The sequence below is a fragment of the Vibrio sp. 1288 genome (assembly GCF_033344475.1).
The window spans coordinates 69192-91619 of the sequence record NZ_JAWPOX010000017.1; the positions used below are offsets into that span (position 1 = coordinate 69192).

At 44.7% G+C, this 22428-nt stretch carries 26 protein-coding genes; 5 read left to right on the forward strand and 21 right to left on the reverse strand.

The annotated features are described in order from the left end of the window. Positions 1–50: 50 nt before the first annotated feature. Positions 51–320, reverse strand: a complete 270-nt coding sequence (locus R8O11_RS14190; protein ID WP_005378190.1) for a hypothetical protein — start codon at positions 318–320, stop codon at positions 51–53. Positions 321–508: 188 nt separating this feature from the next. Between R8O11_RS14190 and mnmA the strand changes: the two genes are divergently transcribed. The 3 genes from mnmA to purB all read left to right on the forward strand — a co-directional run bounded on the left by mnmA (position 509) and on the right by purB (position 3785). Continuing rightward, positions 509–1633, forward strand: a complete 1125-nt coding sequence (gene mnmA / locus R8O11_RS14195) for a tRNA 2-thiouridine(34) synthase MnmA (RefSeq protein WP_005378192.1) — start codon at positions 509–511, stop codon at positions 1631–1633. A 10-nt stretch (positions 1634–1643) separates the two neighbouring features. Continuing rightward, on the forward strand, positions 1644–2261 hold the full coding sequence (hflD, locus tag R8O11_RS14200) for a high frequency lysogenization protein HflD (RefSeq protein WP_017634387.1): 618 nt from the start codon (positions 1644–1646) through the stop codon (positions 2259–2261). 153 nt (positions 2262–2414) lie between these two features. After that, complete coding sequence (purB, locus tag R8O11_RS14205; protein ID WP_005378198.1) at positions 2415–3785, forward strand: adenylosuccinate lyase; 1371 nt, start codon at positions 2415–2417, stop codon at positions 3783–3785. A 133-nt stretch (positions 3786–3918) separates the two neighbouring features. Here the strand turns inward: purB and R8O11_RS14210 are convergent, their stop codons facing one another. The 9 genes from R8O11_RS14210 to htpX form a co-directional block, all read right to left on the reverse strand. Beyond that, a complete protein-coding gene (locus tag R8O11_RS14210) occupies positions 3919–4452 on the reverse strand; it encodes a DUF3833 domain-containing protein (RefSeq protein WP_005378200.1) in 534 nt (177 codons plus the stop codon). Then, complete coding sequence (locus R8O11_RS14215; RefSeq protein ID WP_138939996.1) at positions 4452–5045, reverse strand: chalcone isomerase family protein; 594 nt, start codon at positions 5043–5045, stop codon at positions 4452–4454. Before R8O11_RS14215 ends, R8O11_RS14210 begins: the two co-directional genes overlap by 1 nt. Further along, a complete protein-coding gene (locus tag R8O11_RS14220; protein ID WP_053303214.1) occupies positions 5005–5517 on the reverse strand; it encodes a DUF2878 domain-containing protein in 513 nt (170 codons plus the stop codon). Before R8O11_RS14220 ends, R8O11_RS14215 begins: the two co-directional genes overlap by 41 nt. A 6-nt stretch (positions 5518–5523) precedes the next feature. Beyond that, positions 5524–6780: an SAM-dependent methyltransferase gene (locus R8O11_RS14225; protein ID WP_171342736.1), complete on the reverse strand. Its 1257-nt coding sequence runs from the start codon at positions 6778–6780 to the stop codon at positions 5524–5526. Beyond that, positions 6774–7592, reverse strand: coding sequence for a DUF1365 domain-containing protein (locus R8O11_RS14230; RefSeq protein WP_285400638.1), 819 nt, complete (start codon positions 7590–7592; stop codon positions 6774–6776). The genes R8O11_RS14225 and R8O11_RS14230 overlap by 7 nt, the downstream gene beginning before the upstream one ends. 1 nt (position 7593) lies before the next feature. Then, the gene (locus R8O11_RS14235; protein WP_054575130.1) at positions 7594–8904 is read right to left on the reverse strand and encodes an NAD(P)/FAD-dependent oxidoreductase; all 1311 of its coding nucleotides are present in this window, start codon (positions 8902–8904) and stop codon (positions 7594–7596) included. 12 nt (positions 8905–8916) lie between these two features. Then, positions 8917–9642, reverse strand: coding sequence for an SDR family oxidoreductase (locus R8O11_RS14240; protein ID WP_318194235.1), 726 nt, complete (start codon positions 9640–9642; stop codon positions 8917–8919). Continuing rightward, complete coding sequence (locus R8O11_RS14245; protein WP_005378211.1) at positions 9639–10058, reverse strand: nuclear transport factor 2 family protein; 420 nt, start codon at positions 10056–10058, stop codon at positions 9639–9641. The genes R8O11_RS14240 and R8O11_RS14245 overlap by 4 nt, the downstream gene beginning before the upstream one ends. A 209-nt stretch (positions 10059–10267) precedes the next feature. Then, complete coding sequence (gene htpX / locus R8O11_RS14250; protein ID WP_005388085.1) at positions 10268–11137, reverse strand: protease HtpX; 870 nt, start codon at positions 11135–11137, stop codon at positions 10268–10270. Between the two features lie 509 nt (positions 11138–11646). Here htpX and R8O11_RS14255 point away from each other — a divergent pair. Then, entirely contained in the window at positions 11647–11814 is a 168-nt protein-coding gene (locus R8O11_RS14255) for a hypothetical protein (protein WP_005378215.1), read from the forward strand. Between the two features lie 82 nt (positions 11815–11896). Here R8O11_RS14255 and bioD read toward each other — a convergent pair whose 3' ends face one another. Genes bioD through bioB form a run of 4 tightly spaced genes read right to left on the reverse strand, consistent with a single transcriptional unit; the run spans position 11897 to position 15591 of the window. Further along, positions 11897–12583: a dethiobiotin synthase gene (bioD, locus tag R8O11_RS14260; RefSeq protein ID WP_005378217.1), complete on the reverse strand. Its 687-nt coding sequence runs from the start codon at positions 12581–12583 to the stop codon at positions 11897–11899. Further along, positions 12580–13401 (reverse strand): malonyl-ACP O-methyltransferase BioC, encoded by an 822-nt coding sequence (bioC, locus tag R8O11_RS14265; RefSeq protein WP_053307453.1) that lies wholly within the window; start codon positions 13399–13401, stop codon positions 12580–12582. Before bioC ends, bioD begins: the two co-directional genes overlap by 4 nt. Continuing rightward, complete coding sequence (gene bioF / locus R8O11_RS14270) at positions 13401–14552, reverse strand: 8-amino-7-oxononanoate synthase (RefSeq protein ID WP_017821706.1); 1152 nt, start codon at positions 14550–14552, stop codon at positions 13401–13403. The genes bioC and bioF overlap by 1 nt, the downstream gene beginning before the upstream one ends. Next, positions 14539–15591 (reverse strand): biotin synthase BioB, encoded by a 1053-nt coding sequence (gene bioB / locus R8O11_RS14275; protein ID WP_005378222.1) that lies wholly within the window; start codon positions 15589–15591, stop codon positions 14539–14541. Before bioB ends, bioF begins: the two co-directional genes overlap by 14 nt. Before the next feature lie 130 nt (positions 15592–15721). On the opposite strand from bioB, the gene bioA reads away from it, so the two are divergent. Next, a complete protein-coding gene (gene bioA / locus R8O11_RS14280) occupies positions 15722–17002 on the forward strand; it encodes an adenosylmethionine--8-amino-7-oxononanoate transaminase (protein ID WP_318194236.1) in 1281 nt (426 codons plus the stop codon). A 69-nt stretch (positions 17003–17071) separates the two neighbouring features. Here the strand turns inward: bioA and R8O11_RS14285 are convergent, their stop codons facing one another. The 7 genes from R8O11_RS14285 to lolA form a co-directional block, all read right to left on the reverse strand. Next, positions 17072–17338, reverse strand: coding sequence for a DksA/TraR family C4-type zinc finger protein (locus R8O11_RS14285; protein WP_213965350.1), 267 nt, complete (start codon positions 17336–17338; stop codon positions 17072–17074). A 137-nt stretch (positions 17339–17475) separates the two neighbouring features. Further along, on the reverse strand, positions 17476–17904 hold the full coding sequence (locus tag R8O11_RS14290) for a hypothetical protein (RefSeq protein WP_262627721.1): 429 nt from the start codon (positions 17902–17904) through the stop codon (positions 17476–17478). Then, the gene (locus tag R8O11_RS14295; protein WP_318194237.1) at positions 17894–18562 is read right to left on the reverse strand and encodes an N-acetylmuramidase family protein; all 669 of its coding nucleotides are present in this window, start codon (positions 18560–18562) and stop codon (positions 17894–17896) included. The genes R8O11_RS14290 and R8O11_RS14295 overlap by 11 nt, the downstream gene beginning before the upstream one ends. Continuing rightward, the gene (locus tag R8O11_RS14300; RefSeq protein WP_285399639.1) at positions 18540–18785 is read right to left on the reverse strand and encodes a hypothetical protein; all 246 of its coding nucleotides are present in this window, start codon (positions 18783–18785) and stop codon (positions 18540–18542) included. Before R8O11_RS14300 ends, R8O11_RS14295 begins: the two co-directional genes overlap by 23 nt. 203 nt (positions 18786–18988) lie before the next feature. Then, positions 18989–20296: a serine--tRNA ligase gene (gene serS, locus R8O11_RS14305; RefSeq protein WP_005378225.1), complete on the reverse strand. Its 1308-nt coding sequence runs from the start codon at positions 20294–20296 to the stop codon at positions 18989–18991. A 91-nt stretch (positions 20297–20387) separates the two neighbouring features. Then, positions 20388–21743 (reverse strand): replication-associated recombination protein A, encoded by a 1356-nt coding sequence (locus R8O11_RS14310; protein WP_017821702.1) that lies wholly within the window; start codon positions 21741–21743, stop codon positions 20388–20390. Next, on the reverse strand, positions 21744–22370 hold the full coding sequence (lolA, locus tag R8O11_RS14315) for an outer membrane lipoprotein chaperone LolA (RefSeq protein WP_005388103.1): 627 nt from the start codon (positions 22368–22370) through the stop codon (positions 21744–21746). Positions 22371–22428: the final 58 nt, after the last annotated feature.

Below are 22428 nucleotides of genomic sequence, written 5' to 3' on the forward strand. Positions count from 1 at the left end.
AAAAGCGATTATAGCAAACGTTTGCTGACTACTTTTTTCTTTTAGGTGGCTTATTCACCTTCCATAAAGCTGAGATCTGGTAGTTGCTCAAGGTGCTCGCTATAACGCTTTAGGTTGAACTCACCTTCATTCTTCATCACATCAAAAATCTCAATTGACATCGCACATGCCATCATCGCAACCGCATCTTCACGTGGTGTGCCAGTCATCATTAAACGCATAAGGGTTTCTTTTACTTTAAGCGGGTTGCCATCTTCGAGCTGATTTTCAACAATTTCAATCAACTCACTTTCTTGCATAAATTGGTTTTCTTCTGTCATTTGGTGTTTCCTCTTGGATTTTGGCCAACTATGCCATATATACCTCTTCTATACTTGCGAAATTACTCGTTCGAATCTTTGTTGAAGAAAAATCCAGCGAAACGAATTGTGATTTCGATCTCGGATCTGTCACCGGTCTGTGGATTCTGATAGAATCTGCATCCCGTTTATTTAAGTGGTGTTTAGTAATGTCTGATAACAGCCAAAAGAAAGTCATCGTCGGTATGTCCGGCGGCGTTGATTCATCTGTTTCCGCGTATCTTCTAAAGCAGCAAGGCTACCAAGTAGAAGGCCTTTTCATGAAGAACTGGGAAGAAGATGACAACGAAGAATATTGTACAGCGGCAGAAGATCTTGCTGACGCTCAGGCAGTATGTGACAAGCTAGGCATCCACCTACACACTATCAACTTTGCTGCCGAATACTGGGATAACGTATTTGAGTACTTCCTTGCTGAATACAAAGCGGGCCGTACTCCGAACCCTGACATTCTTTGTAACAAAGAAATCAAGTTCAAAGCATTCCTAGAATTCGCTGATGAAGTACTTGATGCTGATTACATTGCAATGGGCCACTATGTGCGTCGCTCTTTCCCAGAAAACGGTGAAAAACCACAAATGTTACGTGGTCTAGATGGCAACAAAGATCAAAGCTACTTCCTGTACACATTAAGCAACGAGCAAATCGCACGTAGCCTATTCCCTGTTGGTGACCTAGAGAAACCAGAAGTACGCCGCATTGCGGAAGAGCAAGACCTAATTACTGCTAAGAAGAAAGATTCAACTGGTATTTGTTTCATCGGTGAACGCAAGTTTACGGAATTCCTAGGTCGCTACCTTCCAGCTCAGCCTGGTAATATCGAGACTCCAGAAGGCGAAGTGATTGGTCAACACCAAGGCCTGATGTACCACACACTTGGTCAGCGTAAAGGTCTACACATCGGTGGCCGTAAAGGCGGCGGTGGTAACGAGGACCCATGGTTCGTTGGTGAGAAAGATCTAGAACGTAACGTTTTGATTGCTGTTCAAGGTAAAGACCATCCAATGTTGAAATCAGAAGGTCTACTTGCATCACAACTTCACTGGGTAGATCGTGAGCCAATTCGCGATGTTATGAAGTGCACAGTGAAAACTCGTTACCGTCAGGAAGATATTCCTTGTACAATCATCCCTATCGATGATGAAAACATTAAAGTTATCTTTGACGAGCCACAAATTGCTGTAACTCCAGGTCAATCAGCAGTGTTCTACAAAGGTGACGTGTGCCTAGGTGGCGGCATCATCGAGCAACGCATTAAATATTCTCAAGCTTAGGAGTCGTTACGTGGCGAATACACTTTATGACCGTACTATCGCTTTCGCTGGGATTTGCCAAGCTGTTGCTTTAGTTCAACAGGTAGCGAGAAACGGACATTGTGATCAAGCTGCTTTTGAAACATCAATCAACGCTATTTTGAGCACGAACCCTGCTAACACAGTTGGCGTATTCGGTCGCGAAGCCGATCTAAAGCTCGGCCTAGAATGCTTGGTTAAAGGGATTGATAGCACACCATCAGGCAGTGAAATTACTCGTTACATTATTAGTTTAATGGCGTTAGAGCGTAAGTTAAGCTCTCGTAACGATGCTATGTCTCAGCTTGGTGATCGTATTCAAATGGCCAAGCGTCAGTCAGAGCACTTTGAGCTACTAGACGATCAAATGATCAGCAATTTAGCGAGCATCTATCTGGATGTCGTTAGCCCTATTGGCCCACGCATTCAAGTAACGGGCACGCCATCTGTACTGCAGCAGACGGCAAGCCAACACAAAGTTCGTGCGCTGTTGTTATCTGGCATTCGTAGTGCAGTTCTTTGGCGTCAAGTTGGTGGTAAGCGTCGCCACCTAATCTTCGGGCGCAAGAAGATGGTAGAGCAAGCACAAATCCTTCTTGCTCGTCTGTAGTAAAATATCAAATAAGCAGCTCGCGTTTATCGCGAGCTCATTTTTTTCGACTAAAACAAATATCGCGCAAACGTTTGCGCGATATTCGTGACAATTGCCACAGTTATTGGTATAAAGCTCACGAAATTTAGAAACCCAATTCAGGAGAACATCATGGAACTGTCAGCATTGACTGCTGTTTCACCAGTAGACGGCCGTTACGGAAGCAAGACAATTGCGTTACGCGAAATTTTCAGTGAATACGGTCTACTAAAGTACCGTACTATCGTTGAAATCCGCTGGCTACAAAAGCTTGCTGCTACTGCTGAAATTGCAGAAGTGCCAGCGTTTAGCGCAGAAGCAAACCAATTCCTAGACGACCTTGCTGCAAACTTCTCTGAAGAAGATGCACGCCGTATCAAAGAGATCGAGCGTACAACTAACCACGACGTAAAAGCGGTTGAGTACTTCCTAAAAGAGAAAGTAGCAGACGTTCCTGAACTGCACGCAGTAAACGAGTTCTTCCACTTCGCATGTACTTCTGAAGACATCAACAACACATCACACGCTCTAATGCTTAAAGAAGCGCGTGAGAACGTGATTCTTCCAGAAATCCGTAACCTAATCGACGCTATCAAAGCACTAGCAGTGGAATACCGCGACATTCCTCTTCTATCTCGTACACACGGTCAGCCTGCTTCTCCATCTACTATGGGTAAAGAAATGGCAAACGTGGCGTACCGTATGGAGCGTCAATTCAAGCAAATCGAAAACGTTGAGATCCTAGCGAAAATCAACGGTGCAGTAGGTAACTACAACGCACACCTTTCTGCTTACCCAGAGCTAGATTGGCACAAGTTCTCTGAAGAGTTCATCACAGAGTCTCTAGGCGTAACTTGGAACCCTTACACAACTCAAATCGAACCGCACGATTACATCGCTGAGCTGTTCGACGCTATCGCTCGTTTCAACACTATCCTGATTGACTTCGACCGTGACGTTTGGGGTTACATTGCACTAGGCCACTTCAAGCAAAAAACTATTGCTGGTGAGATCGGTTCTTCAACAATGCCTCACAAAGTTAACCCAATCGACTTTGAAAACTCAGAAGGTAACCTAGGTCTTGCGAACGCTGTATTCGGCCACCTAGCACAGAAACTGCCTATCTCTCGTTGGCAACGTGACCTAACTGACTCAACGGTTCTACGTAACCTTGGTGTTGGTGTTGGCTACGCTATCATCGCTTACACTTCGACACTTAAAGGCATCAGCAAGCTAGAAGTAAACCGTGAAGCGCTTCTTGCTGAACTAGACAAGAACTGGGAAGTACTAGCAGAGCCAGTACAAACAGTTATGCGTCGTTACGGCATCGAGAAGCCATACGAGAAGCTGAAAGAGCTAACTCGTGGTAAGCGTGTAGACGGCGAGGCAATGCGTAACTTCATCGACGGTCTTGAGCTTCCTGAGCACGAGAAAGCACGTCTGAAAGAGATGACGCCAGCGAACTATATCGGTCAAGCAATCGAGCTGACAGATAAGCTGTAATCCTCCTGTAACGACCAGATACCTAAAAGGTTGACGCGAAAGCGCCAACCTTTTTTAGTTAGGAGAGTTAGGTCGGGAGAAAATAATTTTAGTTATATGGAATGGATTATTAATTGAAGATCAGCCCCATTTGTTATGGCTGCTTTTGGAAGAACAAGGTTATTGTTCCTACTTCCACACCAAACTTTTTTATTTTCGTTAGATTGAAAACGTGTCTGTCATCCTGACGATAAAGCCAATCATCAAAAGCAACCGTCACTGATGAATCCTCCATTTGTAGCTCAAAGTCATATTGCCACTGTAGCGCATTGCCCTGCTCTTCCCCTGTTGCTACACCTATAATATCGTCTGCCTTACCTTCATAACTACCGTCTTCTAATCTAGTGATAACCCAAATTCGCTGGTCCACCTCTCCGTCATCAAACACGAAGTCTTCCACCAGCGTCAGCGTATCACCTTCTACAGTACCCACTATATCGACTTCAAAGCGACGGGTTTGCTGTTCGGTATAATCTTGCACCATCCCCCACGCCTTTATGTCGCCTTCGAAATAACCGAATACGTCAAAAGTCGGTGTAGAAGAGCGGTAATTATCAATGTCTGCGGAACATGCCGAAAGAAAAACAGCTGCCACTAAAGTCGCTGATTTAAAAATTCGTTTAAGCACTATCTAACCTGCCCTATCAATTGTTTTCGGAGTTTCGGGAATTCTGTGTTGGGTGATAACCATATAGCTAAAAATGCATCGTTCATTCGTTCGTCTTCAATGATGCCAACGTTCTTTACTTGCACGTCCCCAACCTGCTTATAAAACAGCTGACCAGATTTTCCATCTGTTAGATAAGTAAGCTCGTCACCTTTTTGAATATCAGGAAACATACGATCGAGCTCGCTGATCCAAGTTTTTCGATATGAGTCAGTAAAACCCAGTTTCGCCCACTGCTCATCCGTCACATCAAGCAGCTGTTGCTTACTGATGTCTCTCTTGTAATTAATTTCCAATGCAAGGGGATGTGGCGATACGTCATCGCTTACGATGAACTTTCCATCAGGCGCTTTTAATCTTGAGTGATAAATATCGAAGATGAACCAAGTAAGTTGGGCTTCTCCAACAGTTTTCCACCCCTTCCAATTCGCAATGTTGCTGGCAGCTTCGCTATTTCCAACAGGTTGAGCTTGCAGAGCAAAAGAACCAGTTACTATTACCAACGCAAGCAACCTAGTCAGTCTCTGAGTTAAGTCTCTCTTCAAGCTTTTCATTTCCGTACACCTTGAGTATCAAGAGCATCATGACGCACCATTCGACAAACAACATTGCCAGTGTAGCGCCAGTGCTGAATCCAAATTCAACGGCTTGGAGTTTATGGCCAGCAAAGTAGCTCGCCGTTCCTCCGATACCGCCTACTATTGATACGTAGGTTTTTGGGAAACGGTACAAAATTGACTTAAGTTGATAGGCATACCAAGAAAACAAAACCCACAAGCATAATAACCAGACTGGCAGCCATGGGGTTGGAAAGACAAAGACCGAGAGTTGTTGATTGAGCGTATCAAGCACGAGCCCGACCGTGACAATCACACTAATACTTTTGAGCGAAGATGCATCGCTTTTCAAACAATATAGTAGGGTTGCCAAAGTAAGGAATAACGTCACCCATTGCCATTGATAGGTTCCAAGCACCGCTGCAAACCAGCAGAGTTGGAACCATGTCGAAGCAAGAAACACCTTCATAACGAACTACGGGCGTTGAAACGTCATGTGAACGGCACTGATCGTGCGAGCCAAAAAGCCACCTTCACAGTAGCTCAAATAGTAGCGCCACATACGCACAAAGCGGTCGTCGTAGCCAAACGAGCGCACTTCATTCTCTGCTCGATTAAAACGTAAGTGCCATTCGTTCAGCGTCTTGGCGTAGTCCAAACCAATATCGAACAAGTCTCGCGTCACTAAGTCACTGTATTTTGTTGTGGCTTGGGTTAGTGAGGTTACCGACGGTAAAAAACCACCCGGGAAAATGTACTTTTGGATAAAGTCGACGTTGTTACTGTAGTAATCGTAACGCTGATCGGCAATCGTAATCGCTTGAATCGCCATCAAGCCACCGGACTTTAATAAAGACTCACAGACCTTAATGTACGAAGGCAGGAATTGTTTGCCCACAGCTTCAATCATTTCAATAGAAACGAGCTTGTCATAAGTGCCGGTTAGGTTTCGGTAATCTTCTTTAAGTAGAGTGATTTTGTCTTCTAAGCCACGCTCTTTGATTTTTTGCTCCGCGTACGCGTGTTGCTCTTCAGATATCGTTGTTGTGGTGACCTGACAACCGTATTGTTCGGCCATGTAAATCGCCATAGCGCCCCACCCAGTGCCAATTTCAACAACATGATCAGTGGGCTTCAGCTCAAGTTGCTGACATAGACGATCCATTTTGTTGATTTGAGCCTGCTCTAGAGAGTCATCCGCATGATTGTAAAGCGCCGACGAGTACAGCATATTGGTATCAAGGAACGCTTCGTATAGGTTGTTACCCAAGTCGTAATGCGCATGGATATTTTTACGTGAGTTCTCTTCAGAGTTTCTGTTTGACCAATGACTGAACTTGTACAGTATTTTAGTCAACCAACTGCCTTGCTCTTCGAGTTTATCTAGAGCACGCATGTTAAGGGCCATCAGTTTCATTAATGAGGTTAAATCGGGGCTATCCCACCACCCATCCATATAAGCCTCACCAGCAGCAATACTGCCGCCCTGCAAGATCCGTGAATAAAAGCCTGGATGTTTTACCTCTATAATAGCGACAACAGGTTGACCACTGTACTCCCCATTTGGCGCACTAAAACGCTCGCTTCGCTCTGTCGTTTCCGTCTTAAAACTTTCAATAACTGTTAAGCAGCCGATTTCCATTTTTTGCAGACATTGAAAAATAACTCCGCGAGCCGCTTTTTGCGTTGTCGTCAATTTACGCGGCAATGTCATAGAACTAGTATTTAACATGCAGAATTCTCCTTATGCTTTTTATTTTTTTTGTCTGTTTTTTCAGTATCGGCTTCTATTTCTTCATGCGTTGAATATTTAGGATGAGAATAAAAAGGTGCGCCTTTCACCCAAAGTTTTAATGCGTGCCAATAAATACCAACCATTACTTTTACCGTTTGTATTGGTGTAACGATCAAACACCTCAATAAGGTTTTGCTTGAAAGTGGCTTTGCTTTCATAACCATGGTGGCATCAAAGTGTTTCTCTCCTTTGTGACATTCAAGATGAATATTCAACTTGTCTGTCAAAGGTTTAATTCTCCAGCGGTAGAGTTGGTCAATCGGGTTGAATGGTGAAACATGGAATGCTTTATCTTGTTCCCAACCAAATTTTTCTTCTTCTTTATCTGCTGACACCACGTAGTAATGTCGTTCATTCCAAGGAGTGTTACTCACCTCTGCGAGGAGATACTTCCATTCTCCTTCCGCGTTATAAACGTAGTAGAAATTAACGGGACTGAAATAAAGTCCTAGATAACGCAAGTGACAGACTGCGATTACCTTGCCGGTACAGCGAACACCTGTCAGTTCTTCAATTTTGCTGTGCACTGCCGACTTGACGCTACCTTCACCAATGTAATCACTGCGCTTGAAGCGAGCCCAATGCCACCAACGCGAACCAAAACCCCATACTTTTTTCTCTAAAGCATCGAGCTCGTCTACATCGATGGCGGGCATAAATAAAGAGTAGTTCAACTCATGATTCACAGGCGTGAATCGACGGTGACGAACGTTGCCTATAAACAATCGGCTGTTCATTTGGCTATCCATATCACGCTGCGCCTTTTTCGAAAGGAACCACATTTTGTTCGCGGTACTTTTCTTCTAGTTCTTTCACAACATCAAGCGCGCTACGCACGCCATCTTCATGAAAACCGTTGTACCAATAAGCGCCGCAGAACCAGGTACTTTGTTTGCCCTGTATCTCATCTTTGCGCTGCTGCGCTGCAATAGACTCAGTGGTGAATACTGGATGATGATAAGTGAACGAACGCAAGACTTTATTTGAGTTAATTTGCTCAGTACTGTTCAACGTTACACAAAACGTATGTTCTGATTGAATATGCTGAAGAATGTTCATGTTATAAGTGAGCGAAGGGAGGCGTTGCTGTTCCTCTTCACTGCCTTCCAATAGGTAGTTCCATGATGCCCATGCTGCCTTACGTTTTGGTAGTACGGCAGAGTCGGTATGAAGAACAACTTCATTTGCTTGGTATGTCATATCCCCCAAGATTTCCTGCTCAATTGGGCTGATATCCTCTAGCATTCTCATTGCTTGATCACTGTGACAAGCAAAGATAACGTCATCAAACCAATGCGTTTCTCCGCGAACTTGAACGCCAACCCCTTTTTCGTTGCGAACCACTTTTTCGACAGGACTATTAAGACGAATACTCTCGGCAAAGCCTTTGGTCAATGGTGGAATGTATGATCGTGAACCACCTTTAATCACATACCATTGTGGCCGGTTAGTCACATCTAGCAGACCGTGGTTGAGGAAGAAACGTAAGAAGAACATAAGAGGGAATGCGCGCATGTCAGCTAAAGTCGACGACCAAATCGCAGCACCCATCGGTAAAATGTAGTTATCGGTAAAGAAAGCACTGAATTTGTGTTCATCAAGGAACTCACCTAACGTCTGAGAGTGCGAGGATTGCTCGCTAGCGAAGCGCTTGGCAAGTTTATTGAAACGAAGTATCTCGAAGATAAATCGATAAAATTTAGGGTTTGCCCAGTTGCGTTTTTGAGCAAACAATGTCGACACTGTGTGGCCGTTGTACTCTAGTCCGTTCCCATCGTTTCTGACACTGAAGCTCATTTGAGTCGGCAGACCTTCAACGCCAATCTCGCTCATCATTTTAATGAAATTAGGGTACGTACGGTCGTTATAGACGATGAACCCAGTATCTATCGCGTATTCTTTACCATCAAGGCTCACATCAACGGTTGCAGTATGGCCACCGATGTAATCGTTCGCTTCAAACAGCGTTACATCATGTTCTTTATGCAAGTAATAACCACAAGTAAGGCCAGAGATTCCCGTTCCCACAATCGCTATCTTCTTTCTTCCTGCTGTTTTCATTTTTATTCCTTCTTATGATACGAGTTTAGCAGTTAGGCGAGCTTGCCAACTGTATGGAAGTAACGAGATAAAACGTAAAATACTGGTAAATCTCGCCGGGAAATAGATATAGGTCTTGTTGGCGGCTAACTGCTTCCTGATAGATTCCGACGCTTGCTGAGTAGAAATGATCATTGGCATTTCGAAGTCGTTTTTGTCAGTCAACGGCGTTTCAACAAAACCAGGAAACAACGTTACCACATTGATCCCTTTCTTTTTCAAGTCGACGGCGAGCGTGCGTGCAAAATAACTGACTGCCGCTTTGGATGCGCCGTAAGCTTCAGCACGAGGCAGTGCCACTTCTGATGCGATAGAGCCAACAATAACAATGCGGTGCCCTCTCTCTAAATGCACTTGGCAGCCTTCAACGCAGTTGGCAACACCGACAACATTTACGTTCATCACACGCGCCATGAGTTTCGCGTCGACCACTCCCTCATCCATGTACTCACAATCGCCTGCGTTAAAAACCCATGTGTTTGGCGTAAAGGGCAAATTAGAGAGCGCCTGCTGAGTTTCCTCATAATTTGTCACATCAAACTGCAATGTATGAATTTTAGAGGAAACTGCCTCCAGTTCTGCAAGAACATCTTGATTCCGACCACAAGCAATCACATTCCATTCTGAGTTCGCGTAATCTAGGGCAAGCTGTCTTCCTATTCCGGAGGTGGCGCCTGTGATTAAGATGGTGTTGTTCATTGTCCTAACCTCTGCTTGATGGTTTTAACGACTGAACCAAGTAACGGTAAATGCTCATAGAGCATCTCTCCGAGATCAAAATAGTCTCGGTGATAAATGACCTGACCTTCGCTAAATTTGAGGTGCGAAACACCATTGACGAGAATAGGCGCACCCTTCTGAAGTTTGGGATGCTGAAGGTCCATTGTCCAAGTTAGGAAGCCTGTATCTCCGACTTGTTGATGCTCATGGATTACAAAATCACAACTGATGACGTTGGCATATAATGAGGTGAAATAATCCGAAAGTGCTGGCCATCCTTCTAAACGATGCGCTGCGTCCTCAAATACTACATCTTGGTGATATATATCCTTAAGTAGATGTAAGTTCGCTTTGTTGAGCTTTTGATAGATATTGCCAACAGACTGTATGTCCATTTTTTACTCCTACACGCCCATTAAGTTGTACAAAATTATTATATGTACAAGATAGTTCATTCCACCAAAGTTGTACAAAAATAATTTTGTATAACTTTGTTTCTGTAAGTAGTACGTGATGAAGTTCGCACGCGATCAATCGGCGAAAAAAAAGGCTTGGTCAAAACCAAGCCTTTTCAGCAGATTAACAATTATTTAAGTAGGAACAATTAGTATTGCTGGCCTCGCAACGCTGCAATACGTTTATCTAGCGGAGGGTGGCTCATTAGTAGCTCAGTCAGCGACTGCTTGCCATTGATACCAAACGCCATCATGGTGCCATCCAGTTGAGATTCATGACTCACCTTCAAACGCTCTAGAGCCGCAATCATTTTTTCTTTGCCAACGAGGCGCGCAGCACCTGCGTCCGCGTGGAATTCGCGATGACGGCTGTACCACATAGTCAAGAAGCTAGCTAGGAAACCAAATACCAGTTCAAGCACCATGGATACGCCAAAGTAAACCATCATGTTTGTACCTTGGCCTTCTTCATCATCGTTCGATGCCACGATATTGGCAATAAAGCGTGATAGGAAGATAACAAACGTGTTCACGACACCTTGCATCAACGTCATCGTGACCATATCACCATTTGCAATATGGCTCACTTCGTGTGCAAGTACTGCCTCTGCCTCATCACGAGTCATATTGTGTAAAAGACCGGTAGAAACTGCGACAAGAGAGTCATCTCGTTTTGCACCTGTCGCAAATGCATTGATATCTGGTGAATCATAAATAGCCACCGTTGGCATGCCAATACCCACTTGTTGAGCTTGACGACCCACAGTTTCGACTAACCAATGCTCCGTTTCGTTGCGCGGGCTTTCAATGACCATACCACCAACCGAGCGTAGCGCCATACCCTTTGACATCATCAACGAAATAAATGCGCCACCAAAACCAAATACAGCAGCCATTACAAGTAAACCTGACAGACTGCCTGGTTGCATTCCAGTTACAGCGTAAACAATATTCAGAACAACACTAAGCACTAGCACGACAGCTAGGTTAGTTGCTAGGAATAACATAATTCGCTTCATTACTTTTCTCCGAGGAAGCTTATCGTTTTTTTAAAACGGATTGTTATAAGGAACAAATGGTAATCGCTATAAAAGCCAATTCCGTTGATTTTCATGTTCCGTGCGTTATAGATATAGTCTATCCGCGATAAAAACAAGGTTAAGCAATAAATTGCAACATTTGTTTTCGGGACTGAAATATTTGATTCAAGCGATTTCAAAACATGCTTTGGTAGGAGCTGGAACCTCCGTTCATATACATTTATCAAAATGATAAAATAAGCTCTGAGCTACACATCATCTATTGATAGATGATCTTGGTGTTAAATCTATCACCTCTTAGCAACTTAGCTAGAAATTTTTTAATAGACCAAAAACAGTACGTTAGCTCTGCTATAGACTTTGGTCTTATTGTGCGGCCACATGGACATGCTAAATTCGAATGAGATGAACAAAACAGAGCCACTCTAAGTACATTGCAAAAAGTGCATTGGGTGAGCTCAAAAACTCCATGTATTGAGGGAAAAACCATGGTAGAAACTAACGACTATCAAATGGCTATTGATTTACTACGTTGTCACCTAGGCATCTCAGAGGACGAGGCAAAGCAACAACTTGGTATTTCAACCGATCATCATATGTCTCAGCGTGTTGCAGAAACACAACAAGCATTGATGGGGCTCAGCCAAGATAAGTAATCTGACTTTTTAGGTTACACCAACAAGAAAGGGCTGCATTGCGCAGCCCTTTGGTTTTTTTAGTCTTTTATCCTAAACACCATTAGTCAGTGTTTAGCAACGGCTCTACATTAATGTACTTGCCTAGCTCTTTGCGTTTAGCACTTGGAATATATGGAATTTCCCCAAGCTTAGGTGCATCGATACGTGCTTCTAGCATCTCGATAATGTCAGCGTAGTGCTCTGTGCCAGGGTTGACGCGGTTTGCCACCCAGCCAACAAGATTCAAACCATCCGCTTTAATACTCTCCGCTGTGAGTAAAGCGTGGCTCAAACAGCCTAATTTAATGCCAACCACCAGTACAACAGGTAACTGCTCTTCTTTTACCCATGTAGATAAACAGTCCGTATCGGATACTGGCACACGCCAGCCTCCAGCACCTTCAACGAGAACAACATCGGCTTGCTGCTTATGTTGAGCCAGTTTTTGACTCAGAACATCGTAACTTATTTCGACATGTTCATGCTTCGCTGCAATGTGGGGAGAAGCAGGCAACTCTAAAGCGTATGGGTTCACATCATCATAGGCCACATCGAGTGTTGCGGCGTCTTGTAAGTGTAAAGCATCAGAGTTACGCCATCCGGCTTCAGTCTTGTCACTCCCTGCTGCCACTGGCTTATAACCAATAGTGTTTAGTCCTTTTGCAGCGATCGCTTGCAAAATGGCTTTAGACGCTACCGTCTTTCCAACATCAGTATCCGTACCAGCAATAAAAAAAGCATCAATCATAGATGTATTACTCCAAAACAAACCTGATAACTTGCAGGTAGAAGACCTTGATCGTTTTTAAACGCTTGGTACGCATGCTCAACTTTTAACAAAGTCTCGCGACTAGTTAAACCGTGTGAGCGCCCGCTTACGTGATTTGCACCTATACCTTTGAGGTCACGCATAACTGAAAATGCAGAGTCGTACCAAACTGTGATGGTGGTCAAGTCTAGTTGATGGCTGTCACATCGAGATTGCGCTAACGCAATTTTTACCTGATTGAGCGTTAGAAAGTTATTGACGTGTTGATATGCATCAATTTTTTCCCATGATGCACGCAGCTCATACAGTGATCCATCAACCAGTGTAGAGAACCACGCTTTCCCACCATTTTTTAGCACGCGGCGCACTTCTTTTAGTGGGTAACTTAAATCTGTACACCATTGCAGCGCTAAACTTGAAAACACGTAATCGAAGCTATCATCGTCAAATGGTAAGTTTTCAGCATCAGCAACTTGGTAATGCATTCGTACTGCACCACAACGCTGCTCTGCTTTATCTAACATGGCTTGAGAGATATCGCCGCAGACTACTTCCGCACCGCGTTGTTGAAGTAGTTGGGAGAAATAACCCGTGCCACAACCTAAATCCAATACACGTTTTCGCGTCAAGTTTTCAGGAAGTTTATCAAGCAGCTGATGCCCGACATCACGTTGAAAAGCCGCATGTTTATCGTATGTTTCTGCTGCTTTACCAAACGAAGAGGCAATCGCGTCTTTATCTTGATGGAAACTCTCTAACGCGAGCGTTTGCGCTAATGCGGTAGTTGCATTATCCATTACAGCGCTCCTAATGCTTGCTTCAATGCGATTGAAAGCGTTTTAACTTGTTCATTAGTGTGATTGGCAGTGAGTGTGATTCGAAGACGAGACGTTCCTTTAGGCACCGTCGGAGGGCGAATAGCAGTCACCCAAATACCGTTTTGGCGACAAGCACCTGCTACTCGCAAAGCCAATTCAGATTCACCAATCAAAAAGGGCTTAATCGAAGTTTGAGTCTCAACAAACCCCTCAAGGTCGCTAAGGCTATCTCGATACACTTCACTAAGCTCAGAGAGCTTTTCACGTCGCCAAGACTGCTCTTGAACCATAGAAACCGCATGCGTGAGCGCGTAGGCTTGTGCCGGAGGCATCGCTGTGGAATACACATGGTGACGAGCAAACTGAGTCAAAAAGTCTCCCGTTGCGTGGTCACATAAAATAGCCGCGCCAGACATACCAAACGCTTTGCCGAAAGTAACGATCAGTATCTCGGGTTTAACCGTTGCCAACTCGCAAGAACCACCACCGGATTGACCAAGAACGCCAATACCATGAGCGTCATCGACAGCAAACCAAGCATCATGACTACGAGTGACTTCAGCTATATCGCTAAGCGGCGCACAGTCGCCGTCCATGCTGAATACCCCTTCAGTCACAACTAGATGGTTGTCTTCGCTATTAATCAGCGACTTTAGGTGCTCGATGTCATTGTGTTTGAAGCGCTTCATCTTAGCTGGTGACAACGCCCCCGCTTCCATCAGTGAGGCATGGTTCAAACGGTCTTGGATCAATACGTCTGATTTTTCCAACAAGGTGAACAACAAGGCTTGATTAGCACTGAATCCAGAACCAAACAGAATTGCTCTGTCGTAACCCAACCATTCGGTCAGTGCGGCTTCTAAATTGCTGTGCGCGGCACTAAAGCCAGTCACCATCGGTGATGCTCCACTGCCACTACCATATACGCTTAAACCTTGCTGCCAAGCCCGAACAAGCGCTTGGTCATTAGCCAATCCCAAATAATCATTACTTGAGAAATTAATGTAGCGTCTACCTTCGTGTTCCAAAACGGACTGGTTACCGGCAAACACCACATTCATAGAACGATTCAACCCTTGCGTTTTACGCTCAGCAAGGGCGGACTCGATACGAGATTTAAACGCTGGCATCGTAGAAAAGGTCGTCTTTTGTCGGACGGGCAGCAACGCGCTCTACGACGCGATCGAGTAACTCGTTTTCTTCGATTTCATCAGGCTTTTGAGACACCTCTTGGCTGTTAATACCGAGCTTATTGAACAGCATCATGTCCTTATCTTCAGAAGGATTTGGAGTCGTCAGAAGTTTGCAGCCATAGAAGACTGAGTTTGCACCCGCCATAAAACACAGCGCTTGCATTTGTTCGTTCATGTTTTCACGGCCAGCCGATAGACGAACCGCTGATTGAGGCATCATGATGCGCGCAATCGCAATCAAGCGAATGAAATCGAATGGCTCAACATCGTCCACCTCTTCCAGTGGTGTGCCTTTCACCTTCACGAGCATGTTGATTGGCACACTTTCAGGATGCACTGGCAAGTTAGCTAATTCAACCAACAAACCTGCTCGGTCGTTAGCACTTTCACCCATACCGATGATGCCACCGGAACAGATCTTCATGCCAGCATCACGAACATGAGACAAAGTATCTAAACGGTCTTGATAAGTACGTGTGGTAATGATGTTGCCGTAAAATTCAGGAGACGTATCTAGGTTGTGGTTGTAGTAATCCAAACCTGCGGTTGCCAGTTGTTTTGCTTGATCTGGTGTCAACATGCCTAATGTCATACACGTTTCTAAACCCATGCCCTTCACGCCTTTGATCATGTCGGTCAAATGCGGCATGTCACGCTCTTTTGGATTTTTCCATGCTGCGCCCATACAGAATCGAGTAGAACCAGCATTTTTGGCTTTTTGCGCAGCATCGAGTACGCGTTCTACTTCCATCAGACGCTCTTTCTCGATGTCTGTGGTGTAACGAGCACTCTGAGGACAGTACTTACAATCTTCTGGACAAGCACCTGTCTTAATCGACAGAAGCGTGCTTACTTGAACATGGTTGGTTTGTTGATATTGACGATGTACAAGCTGCGCTTCGAATAGGAGATCCATGAATGGTTTTTCCATGAGATCGCGCACTTCAGCATGCGTCCAGTTATGACGAACTTCCACGTGTATTCCTTTAGTCACTTTTGTTGTTGTGTTGACAGTCTACTGAGTCTCGATAAACTGTCAACACAACGCAAAAGATCAAAGTTTACACCTGTCTGTTTTTTAACCTCAATTATTATTGGAATCGCACATGGATCTCGCCTTCGACCGCCAGCATATCTGGCATCCTTACACTTCGACATTGACACCTCTGACCTGCTACCCAGTGGCATCGGCAAATGGTGTTCATATTAAATTGGAAGACGGTACTGAGCTGGTCGATGGCATGTCTTCTTGGTGGTCGACGATCCACGGCTACAACCATCCGCATTTAAATCAAGCCGCTCACCAGCAAATCGATCAGGTCTCTCACGTGATGTTTGGCGGGATTACCCACCAGCCAGCAATCAGTTTGTGTAAAAAGCTATTGTCCCTTGCACCAAATAACCTTGAACATGTATTCCTTGCCGATTCAGGCTCCGTTGCCGTAGAAGTCAGCTTAAAAATGGCACTGCAATATTGGCATGCAAAAGGCGAACGCCGACCGAAGTTTCTTACTTTGCGACACGGTTATCACGGCGACACCTTTGCGGCTATGTCGGTTACCGATCCTGATAACTCAATGCACTCTCTTTACAAAGGCTTTTTGCCTGAGCATATCTTTGCGGAGTCAGCAACTTGTGGTTATTGGGATGAATGGAAGCCAGAGGACCTTACCGACTTCGAGCACAAGATTGAAACGCACCATGAAGAACTTGCTGCGGTGATCCTAGAACCTATTGTTCAAGGCGCAGGCGGCATGCGCATCTACCATCCAGAATTTCTCAAAGGCGTGCGTAGGCTTTGCGACAAATACGGCTTGTTATTGATTGCAGATGAGATCGCTACCGGATTTGGTCGTACCGGTAAGTTGTTTGCCTGCGAACATGCAGACATTCAACCAGACATTCTGTGTGTCGGGAAAGCACTCACTGGCGGCTACATGACCCTCTCTGCGACCCTGGCGAGCAAACACGTAGCAGACACCGTTTGTGGTGGTGATGCAGGCTGTTTTATGCACGGTCCAACCTTTATGGGGAATCCACTCGCCTGCGCTGTTGCCACTGCAAGTTTGCAATTGATTGAACAAGGTAATTGGCAGCAACAAACCCAACAAATTGAAACGCTGTTTTCTGAGTTACTACCAAAACTTGAAGAATACGAGTTGGTGAAGAACACCCGTTGGCTAGGTGCCATTGGCGTAGTGGAGACGTATCGCCCTGTGAATATGGAAACCATCCAAGCCTTGTTTGTTGAACACGGAGTTTGGATTCGTCCATTTGGTAAACTGATTTATATGATGCCGCCGTTCATCAGCAAGCCAGAAGATATTGAAAAGTTAGTGAATGCGATTGATGCTGCGTTACAACGTAAAGACTGCTTCGCTTCATAGTTCAATTCAATACGAAAACGGTTTGAGTATGAGACTCAAACCGTCTCGTTATTTATTAGAGCAGTAAAGCTATCGAAATTGACTATCTTTACTCGCTCGTCGATTGAACAATGCTTGGCGTTGAGATACCAATTCGATTGTTGACTGACATTCGATACACAAACGAACGCCTTTCATTGCAAGACGACGCGCTTCTGGAATCTCATCACCACACTCATCGCAGTAATGGGCGCTCTCACCCTTTGTGATACTGCCACGAACACGGGAAATCTCGTCGTCTATTGTGTTTTGAATTTGTTGGCTGACGCTATCGTCGTTTGCCCACCCTACGGCCATAAGCCCTCCTCGTTACTTGAATGAGAAAATCTACTTACCGTGGTAAGGTGGATGAGTATATCGATTACAAATAACAAGATAATTAGGGTAAATTCGAAAACACTATTACGTTTTGGTAATAATTATTCTGCAAACGATTATTCGGCACTCTCATGGAAAAGCAATGCAAGGTTACTCATACTCCCTTCCTCACATTCAAAGTACTGCGTTTGCTCAGGCTCTCTCAAAGTAACACTGAGTATCTTCTCTACCTCACCAAACTCCTCGCTAAAGTACTCACTGACTAATATGACGCGCTCACCAATACTAAATTCCAGTGACTTCTCATCTACCAACGCTCGATGATACTGGTCTAATTTAAAGTCCTTTATAACTAAGGTTCTTTCAATACTGCTCCCCCCTAAATTAAGCTCCGACAGTAGAACCTGACTGTTTATATTTTCTATTGATATTTCTAGACGGTTAGGATGTGAAGCATCACACTTAAATAGCGCAGTATTAGTGTGGCTGGAAGCACAAGCAGATGAACTAAAAATAAGTCCAAGCAAAGAAATGTTACGCAGCATTTTTAATCGAAGCATATTTTTTGTAAGCCTTTTCTAATTTGACGTCGTATTGATTTTTCTGATACTCAGAACCATTGTAACCACGAGCAAAGGCAGCCCAATTTTTATCTCTTATATGTTCACCTAAGCCAGACTTTTGGATAAACGTAACAAAAGCCTCAAGTTGTTTCTTCTCCGACTCGAATACAGCCTTAACAAAGGATTCAGCGGTAACATGACCAGCTAACTTGAAATTAAAGCCCATAATTTGGAAACGTCCCCAAGATGCGGAGCGGATTGCTGCATTTGAATTCAGTTCAATCGCTTTATTTAAACGTACGTATTCTGAGATACCACCAACATACAGACTTCGATTCCAATGCCGACTTGAAATACTTGGATGACTGTTATCGTAGGCTCTTGAAGTGAGTCTCGAAAATATATGAGCCTCAAACAAAATCTTTGGCTTACCATTGCTAAAGTAGGCTTCTCCTCGGCTCTCAACTTCCGCTACAGCTTTAATAGCAGCGACTTCGCATCTAAGAGTTTCAGCTACTTTGCGATAATCCAAGTCCGTCAACGCATCTCTTGAGCCAACCAAAGGTAACGTATATGCCACCATAGTCTCAGGTGTTCGTTTTAAATAATCATTCAGCTTACGATGGCTTCTTCCATTCACATCTATCCTTCCATCTGGACGAGCCATCCCAACAAGGTTTTTCAATTGCGCCGACAGTCTTGGAGTTTTCCGGTCTAGAGCCTAGTTTCCCATCCACTTTAAGTTCCTTTACTCCCTTTAAAGAACCAAGCAATTGGTTAATAGACCTTTGTACCGTACGAATATCAGCATCCACATTTTTACCACCTAAGCCAACAGAGCCGCTTATTCTTATTGAAGCCATGAAAGTACCTCCTCTTAATATTTTGGAGGAGCTTGTCATGCTCAATGAAGCTTAGAAAAATATCATTAGGGACTGGTTTTTATAATTTAGGCTAACTATGCAATACCTCATCCTACATTTACATAACAACGTATTTTCACTCGACGCAGATAACAAAAAACCCAGCACTAAGGCTGGGTTTTGGTGTTCTAGTGGTTAATGAATTAACCGATGTGCGTTGCGCCTGCCATGTACTTCTGAAGTACTGTAGGGATTGCAATGCGGCCGTCTGCTTCTTGGTTGTTTTCTAGAATAGCAACCATTGTACGACCTACAGCAAGACCAGAACCGTTTAGCGTGTGTACAAGCTCAGGTTTCTTCTCGCCTTTACGACGGAAACGCGCTTGCATACGACGAGCTTGGAAGTCCCACATGTTAGAACATGAAGAGATTTCACGGTAAGTTTCTTGAGCAGGAACCCAAACTTCTAGGTCGTAAGTCTTACGAGCGCCAAAGCCCATGTCACCTGTACATAGAACCACTTTACGGTAAGGAAGCTCAAGAAGTTGTAGAACTTTCTCAGCATGACCTGTTAGCTCTTCTAGTGCGTTCATTGAATCTTCTGGCTTAGTGATTTGTACTAGCTCAACTTTGTCGAACTGGTGCATACGAATCAGACCACGAGTATCACGACCGTAAGAACCTGCTTCTGAGCGGAAACATGGCGTGTGCGCTGTCATCTTAATTGGTAGATCCGCTTCGTCAGAAATCGTGTCACGAACTAGGTTCGTTACAGGTACTTCTGCAGTAGGGATTAGAGACAGTTTACGTGGCTCTTCGTCGTTTACTTTTTCCGCTAAAGGCTCAGTGTGGAAAAGATCTTTACCGAACTTAGGAAGCTGACCAGTACCGAATAGGCTGTCAGAGTTTACTAGGTAAGGTACGTACATTTCTGTGTAGCCGTGCTCTTCAGTGTGAAGATCTAGCATAAACTGAGCGATTGCACGGTGTAGACGAGCGAATTGGCCTTTCATCACGATGAAACGTGCGCCAGTGATCTTAACTGCACTTGCGAAGTCTAGACCGTCGCCCATTTCGCCTAGGTCAACGTGATCTTTCAGTTCGAAGTCGTAAGACTTTGGCTCACCCCAACGAGAGATTTCAACGTTGTCGTTTTCATCTTTGCCATCTGGCACTTCATCTGCTGGGATGTTTGGTACAGAAAGCGTGAATTCGTCTAGTTGAGCCATTACTTGCTCAAGTTCAACTTTCTTCGCATCAAGATCGCTACCTAGCGTACCGATTTGTTTCTTGATCTCTTCTGCGCCTTCTTTGTCGCCAGCCGCCATTTTTTGGCCGATTTGCTTGGAGATGGAGTTACGCGTGGATTGTAAATTTTCTACTTCTACTTGAATGGACTTACGTTGTTCTTCAAGTTTACGAATAGTATCTACGTCTAGCTTAAAGCCACGACGCGCCAGTTTAGCAGCTGTTTCATCCAGCTCTGTACGAAGTAATTTAGAATCCAGCATTGTTAATCCTATGCTTTTTGTTGTGAAATCACGCGCACTTTCCAAGCGTACGCGTTAAAAAAATTTACTAAACAAATGTATCCAAAAACGCCTACTTTTCATAGCGCTTTTGTGGGCTATTTGCGTCTAAAGTAGCCAAGTAATCTAACTTTTCGCCGATTTTGGTCTCCAGACCACGATTTGTCGGCTGATAGTACCTACGATCGCCCATTTCAGGCGGCAAATATTGCTCACCTGCTGCGTAAGCACCAGGCTCATCGTGAGCATAACGATACTCAGCCCCATAACCCATGTCTTTCATCAAACTGGTTGGCGCATTTCGAAGGTGATGCGGCACTTCATATTCAGGTAAGTTATGAGCGTCCGCTAGCGCTTGTTTCCAAGCAACGTAAACGGCATTACTCTTTGGAGCGCACGCGAGATAAACAATAGCTTGAGCAATCGCACGTTCACCTTCTGCTGGACCAACGCGTGTAAAACAGTCCCACGCGGAGAGTGCCACTTGCATGGCTCTAGGGTCCGCATTGCCGACATCTTCCGATGCTATCGCAAGTAATCGACGGGCAATATAAAGAGGATCACAACCCGCAGCAATCATACGTGCAGCCCAGTAAAGCGCCGCATCTGGGTTAGAGCCACGAATGGATTTGTGGACAGCAGAGATTAAGTCATACCAGATATCACCTTTGTTATCGAAGCGAGAGACTTTCTCCCCTGCCACTTCAGCCAGCAACTTAAGCGTGATCTCTTTTTCACCTTGCGCATTGTCTTCTGCCATGTCGTAGAGCAGCTCAAGATAATTGAGAGACATGCGAGCATCACCGTTGACCAGTTCTGCTAGGCGGTCTAATACGTTATCAGCGAAATGTGCGGGTGTATTGCCCAAGCCACGCTCTTTGTCACTGATCGCTTGATTCAGCGCCAGTGAGATTTCATCTTTATCGAGAGACGTTAGCTTGTAGACACGTGCACGTGACAGCAATGCGTTGTTTAACTCAAACGATGGGTTTTCTGTCGTCGCACCAATAAAGGTAACCGTGCCATCTTCGATATGCGGTAAAAACGCGTCTTGTTGAGATTTGTTGAAGCGATGCACCTCATCCACAAATAAGATGGTGCGGCGGCCCGCCATTTTGTTCTCACGTGCTTTCTCGATTGCAGCACGGATTTCTTTCACACCAGACGTTACCGCAGACACACGCTCTACTTCAGCATTGGCATAGTTTGCAGCCACTTCCGCTAATGTCGTTTTGCCTGTGCCTGGTGGTCCCCAAAGGATCATAGAGTGAATGTGACCCGCCTCTAGCGCACGGCGCAGTGGCTTACCGGGGCCTAAAATGTGCTGCTGTCCGATGTATTGTTCGATCGTTTCCGGTCTCATACGAGCAGCAAGGGGACGAAAATCTTCGTCCCCCGAGAAATCTAATGTGTAATTACTCACTACCAATTAATTCCTTTGGTCATCCACTTCCACACCTTTTGGAATTGTGAATGTGAATCTGTCTGCTTTTGGTTTACCCAGCTTCACGTTGTTAAAGGTGAACAAACCTTTTTGACCGTCTTGCTCAACCACGTTGAAGCCTTTCACCACACCTTTGGCATCAATATTAATCTGGAATTGACCTTGTGTGGAGTCTACTGCGGTAGGAATGAGAGTGAACTGGTCACCTTTTTGAGATATTTTGTAGTTATTCCAATCACTTGCTCGGTTACGCGTTAGCAAAACAAATGGCGTTTGCTCTGTTGCTTGCTCTTGCCAGTAGATGCTCACTTGCTCGATGAATGGGCTGTAGTACCACAATGTCTTACCGTCAGAGACCAATAGGTTCTCATCGGGGAATGTTGTACTCCAACGGAACAGGCTTGGGCGAGCGATTTCAACCGTACCTTCTCCTTCCATCACCGTTTCGCCTTCAGGGCTGATAACCTGCTGAGAGAAATCCGCACTGAAGCCATCATTCATAGAAAGGCGTTTGTTTAATTCATCTTTAGGAGATGCTGCGTGTGCGGTAGAAAAGAGGGAAAAGCTTAAAACAAGCGCAGAGAAAAGTTTCGCTGAAAATAGTTTTTTCATTCAGATACCTATTATTAGAACCACTCACCTCAGTTGGACTGAGGTGAGTAAAACAAGT

Excerpts from the sequence above, each read along its gene's own strand:
- R8O11_RS14300 (WP_285399639.1), bottom strand. The coding sequence starts at position 18,785 with ATGGCTTCAATAAGAATAAGCGGCTCTGTTGGCTTAGGTGGTAAAAAT.
- R8O11_RS14220 (WP_053303214.1), bottom strand. The coding sequence starts at position 5,517 with ATGAAGGTGTTTCTTGCTTCGACATGGTTCCAACTCTGCTGGTTTGCA.
- R8O11_RS14245 (WP_005378211.1), bottom strand. The coding sequence starts at position 10,058 with ATGGACATACAGTCTGTTGGCAATATCTATCAAAAGCTCAACAAAGCG.
- R8O11_RS14255 (WP_005378215.1), top strand. The coding sequence starts at position 11,647 with ATGGTAGAAACTAACGACTATCAAATGGCTATTGATTTACTACGTTGT.
- purB (WP_005378198.1), top strand. The coding sequence starts at position 2,415 with ATGGAACTGTCAGCATTGACTGCTGTTTCACCAGTAGACGGCCGTTAC.
- bioA (WP_318194236.1), top strand. The coding sequence starts at position 15,722 with ATGGATCTCGCCTTCGACCGCCAGCATATCTGGCATCCTTACACTTCG.
- R8O11_RS14230 (WP_285400638.1), bottom strand. The coding sequence starts at position 7,592 with ATGGATAGCCAAATGAACAGCCGATTGTTTATAGGCAACGTTCGTCAC.
- R8O11_RS14215 (WP_138939996.1), bottom strand. The coding sequence starts at position 5,045 with ATGAAAAGCTTGAAGAGAGACTTAACTCAGAGACTGACTAGGTTGCTT.
- R8O11_RS14240 (WP_318194235.1), bottom strand. The coding sequence starts at position 9,642 with ATGAACAACACCATCTTAATCACAGGCGCCACCTCCGGAATAGGAAGA.
- R8O11_RS14285 (WP_213965350.1), bottom strand. The coding sequence starts at position 17,338 with ATGGCCGTAGGGTGGGCAAACGACGATAGCGTCAGCCAACAAATTCAA.
- R8O11_RS14290 (WP_262627721.1), bottom strand. The coding sequence starts at position 17,904 with ATGCTGCGTAACATTTCTTTGCTTGGACTTATTTTTAGTTCATCTGCT.
- bioF (WP_017821706.1), bottom strand. The coding sequence starts at position 14,552 with ATGCCAGCGTTTAAATCTCGTATCGAGTCCGCCCTTGCTGAGCGTAAA.
- bioC (WP_053307453.1), bottom strand. The coding sequence starts at position 13,401 with ATGGATAATGCAACTACCGCATTAGCGCAAACGCTCGCGTTAGAGAGT.
- R8O11_RS14235 (WP_054575130.1), bottom strand. The coding sequence starts at position 8,904 with ATGAAAACAGCAGGAAGAAAGAAGATAGCGATTGTGGGAACGGGAATC.
- R8O11_RS14190 (WP_005378190.1), bottom strand. The coding sequence starts at position 320 with ATGACAGAAGAAAACCAATTTATGCAAGAAAGTGAGTTGATTGAAATT.
- bioD (WP_005378217.1), bottom strand. The coding sequence starts at position 12,583 with ATGATTGATGCTTTTTTTATTGCTGGTACGGATACTGATGTTGGAAAG.
- serS (WP_005378225.1), bottom strand. The coding sequence starts at position 20,296 with ATGCTGGATTCTAAATTACTTCGTACAGAGCTGGATGAAACAGCTGCT.
- htpX (WP_005388085.1), bottom strand. The coding sequence starts at position 11,137 with ATGAAGCGAATTATGTTATTCCTAGCAACTAACCTAGCTGTCGTGCTA.
- lolA (WP_005388103.1), bottom strand. The coding sequence starts at position 22,370 with ATGAAAAAACTATTTTCAGCGAAACTTTTCTCTGCGCTTGTTTTAAGC.
- mnmA (WP_005378192.1), top strand. The coding sequence starts at position 509 with ATGTCTGATAACAGCCAAAAGAAAGTCATCGTCGGTATGTCCGGCGGC.
- R8O11_RS14225 (WP_171342736.1), bottom strand. The coding sequence starts at position 6,780 with ATGTTAAATACTAGTTCTATGACATTGCCGCGTAAATTGACGACAACG.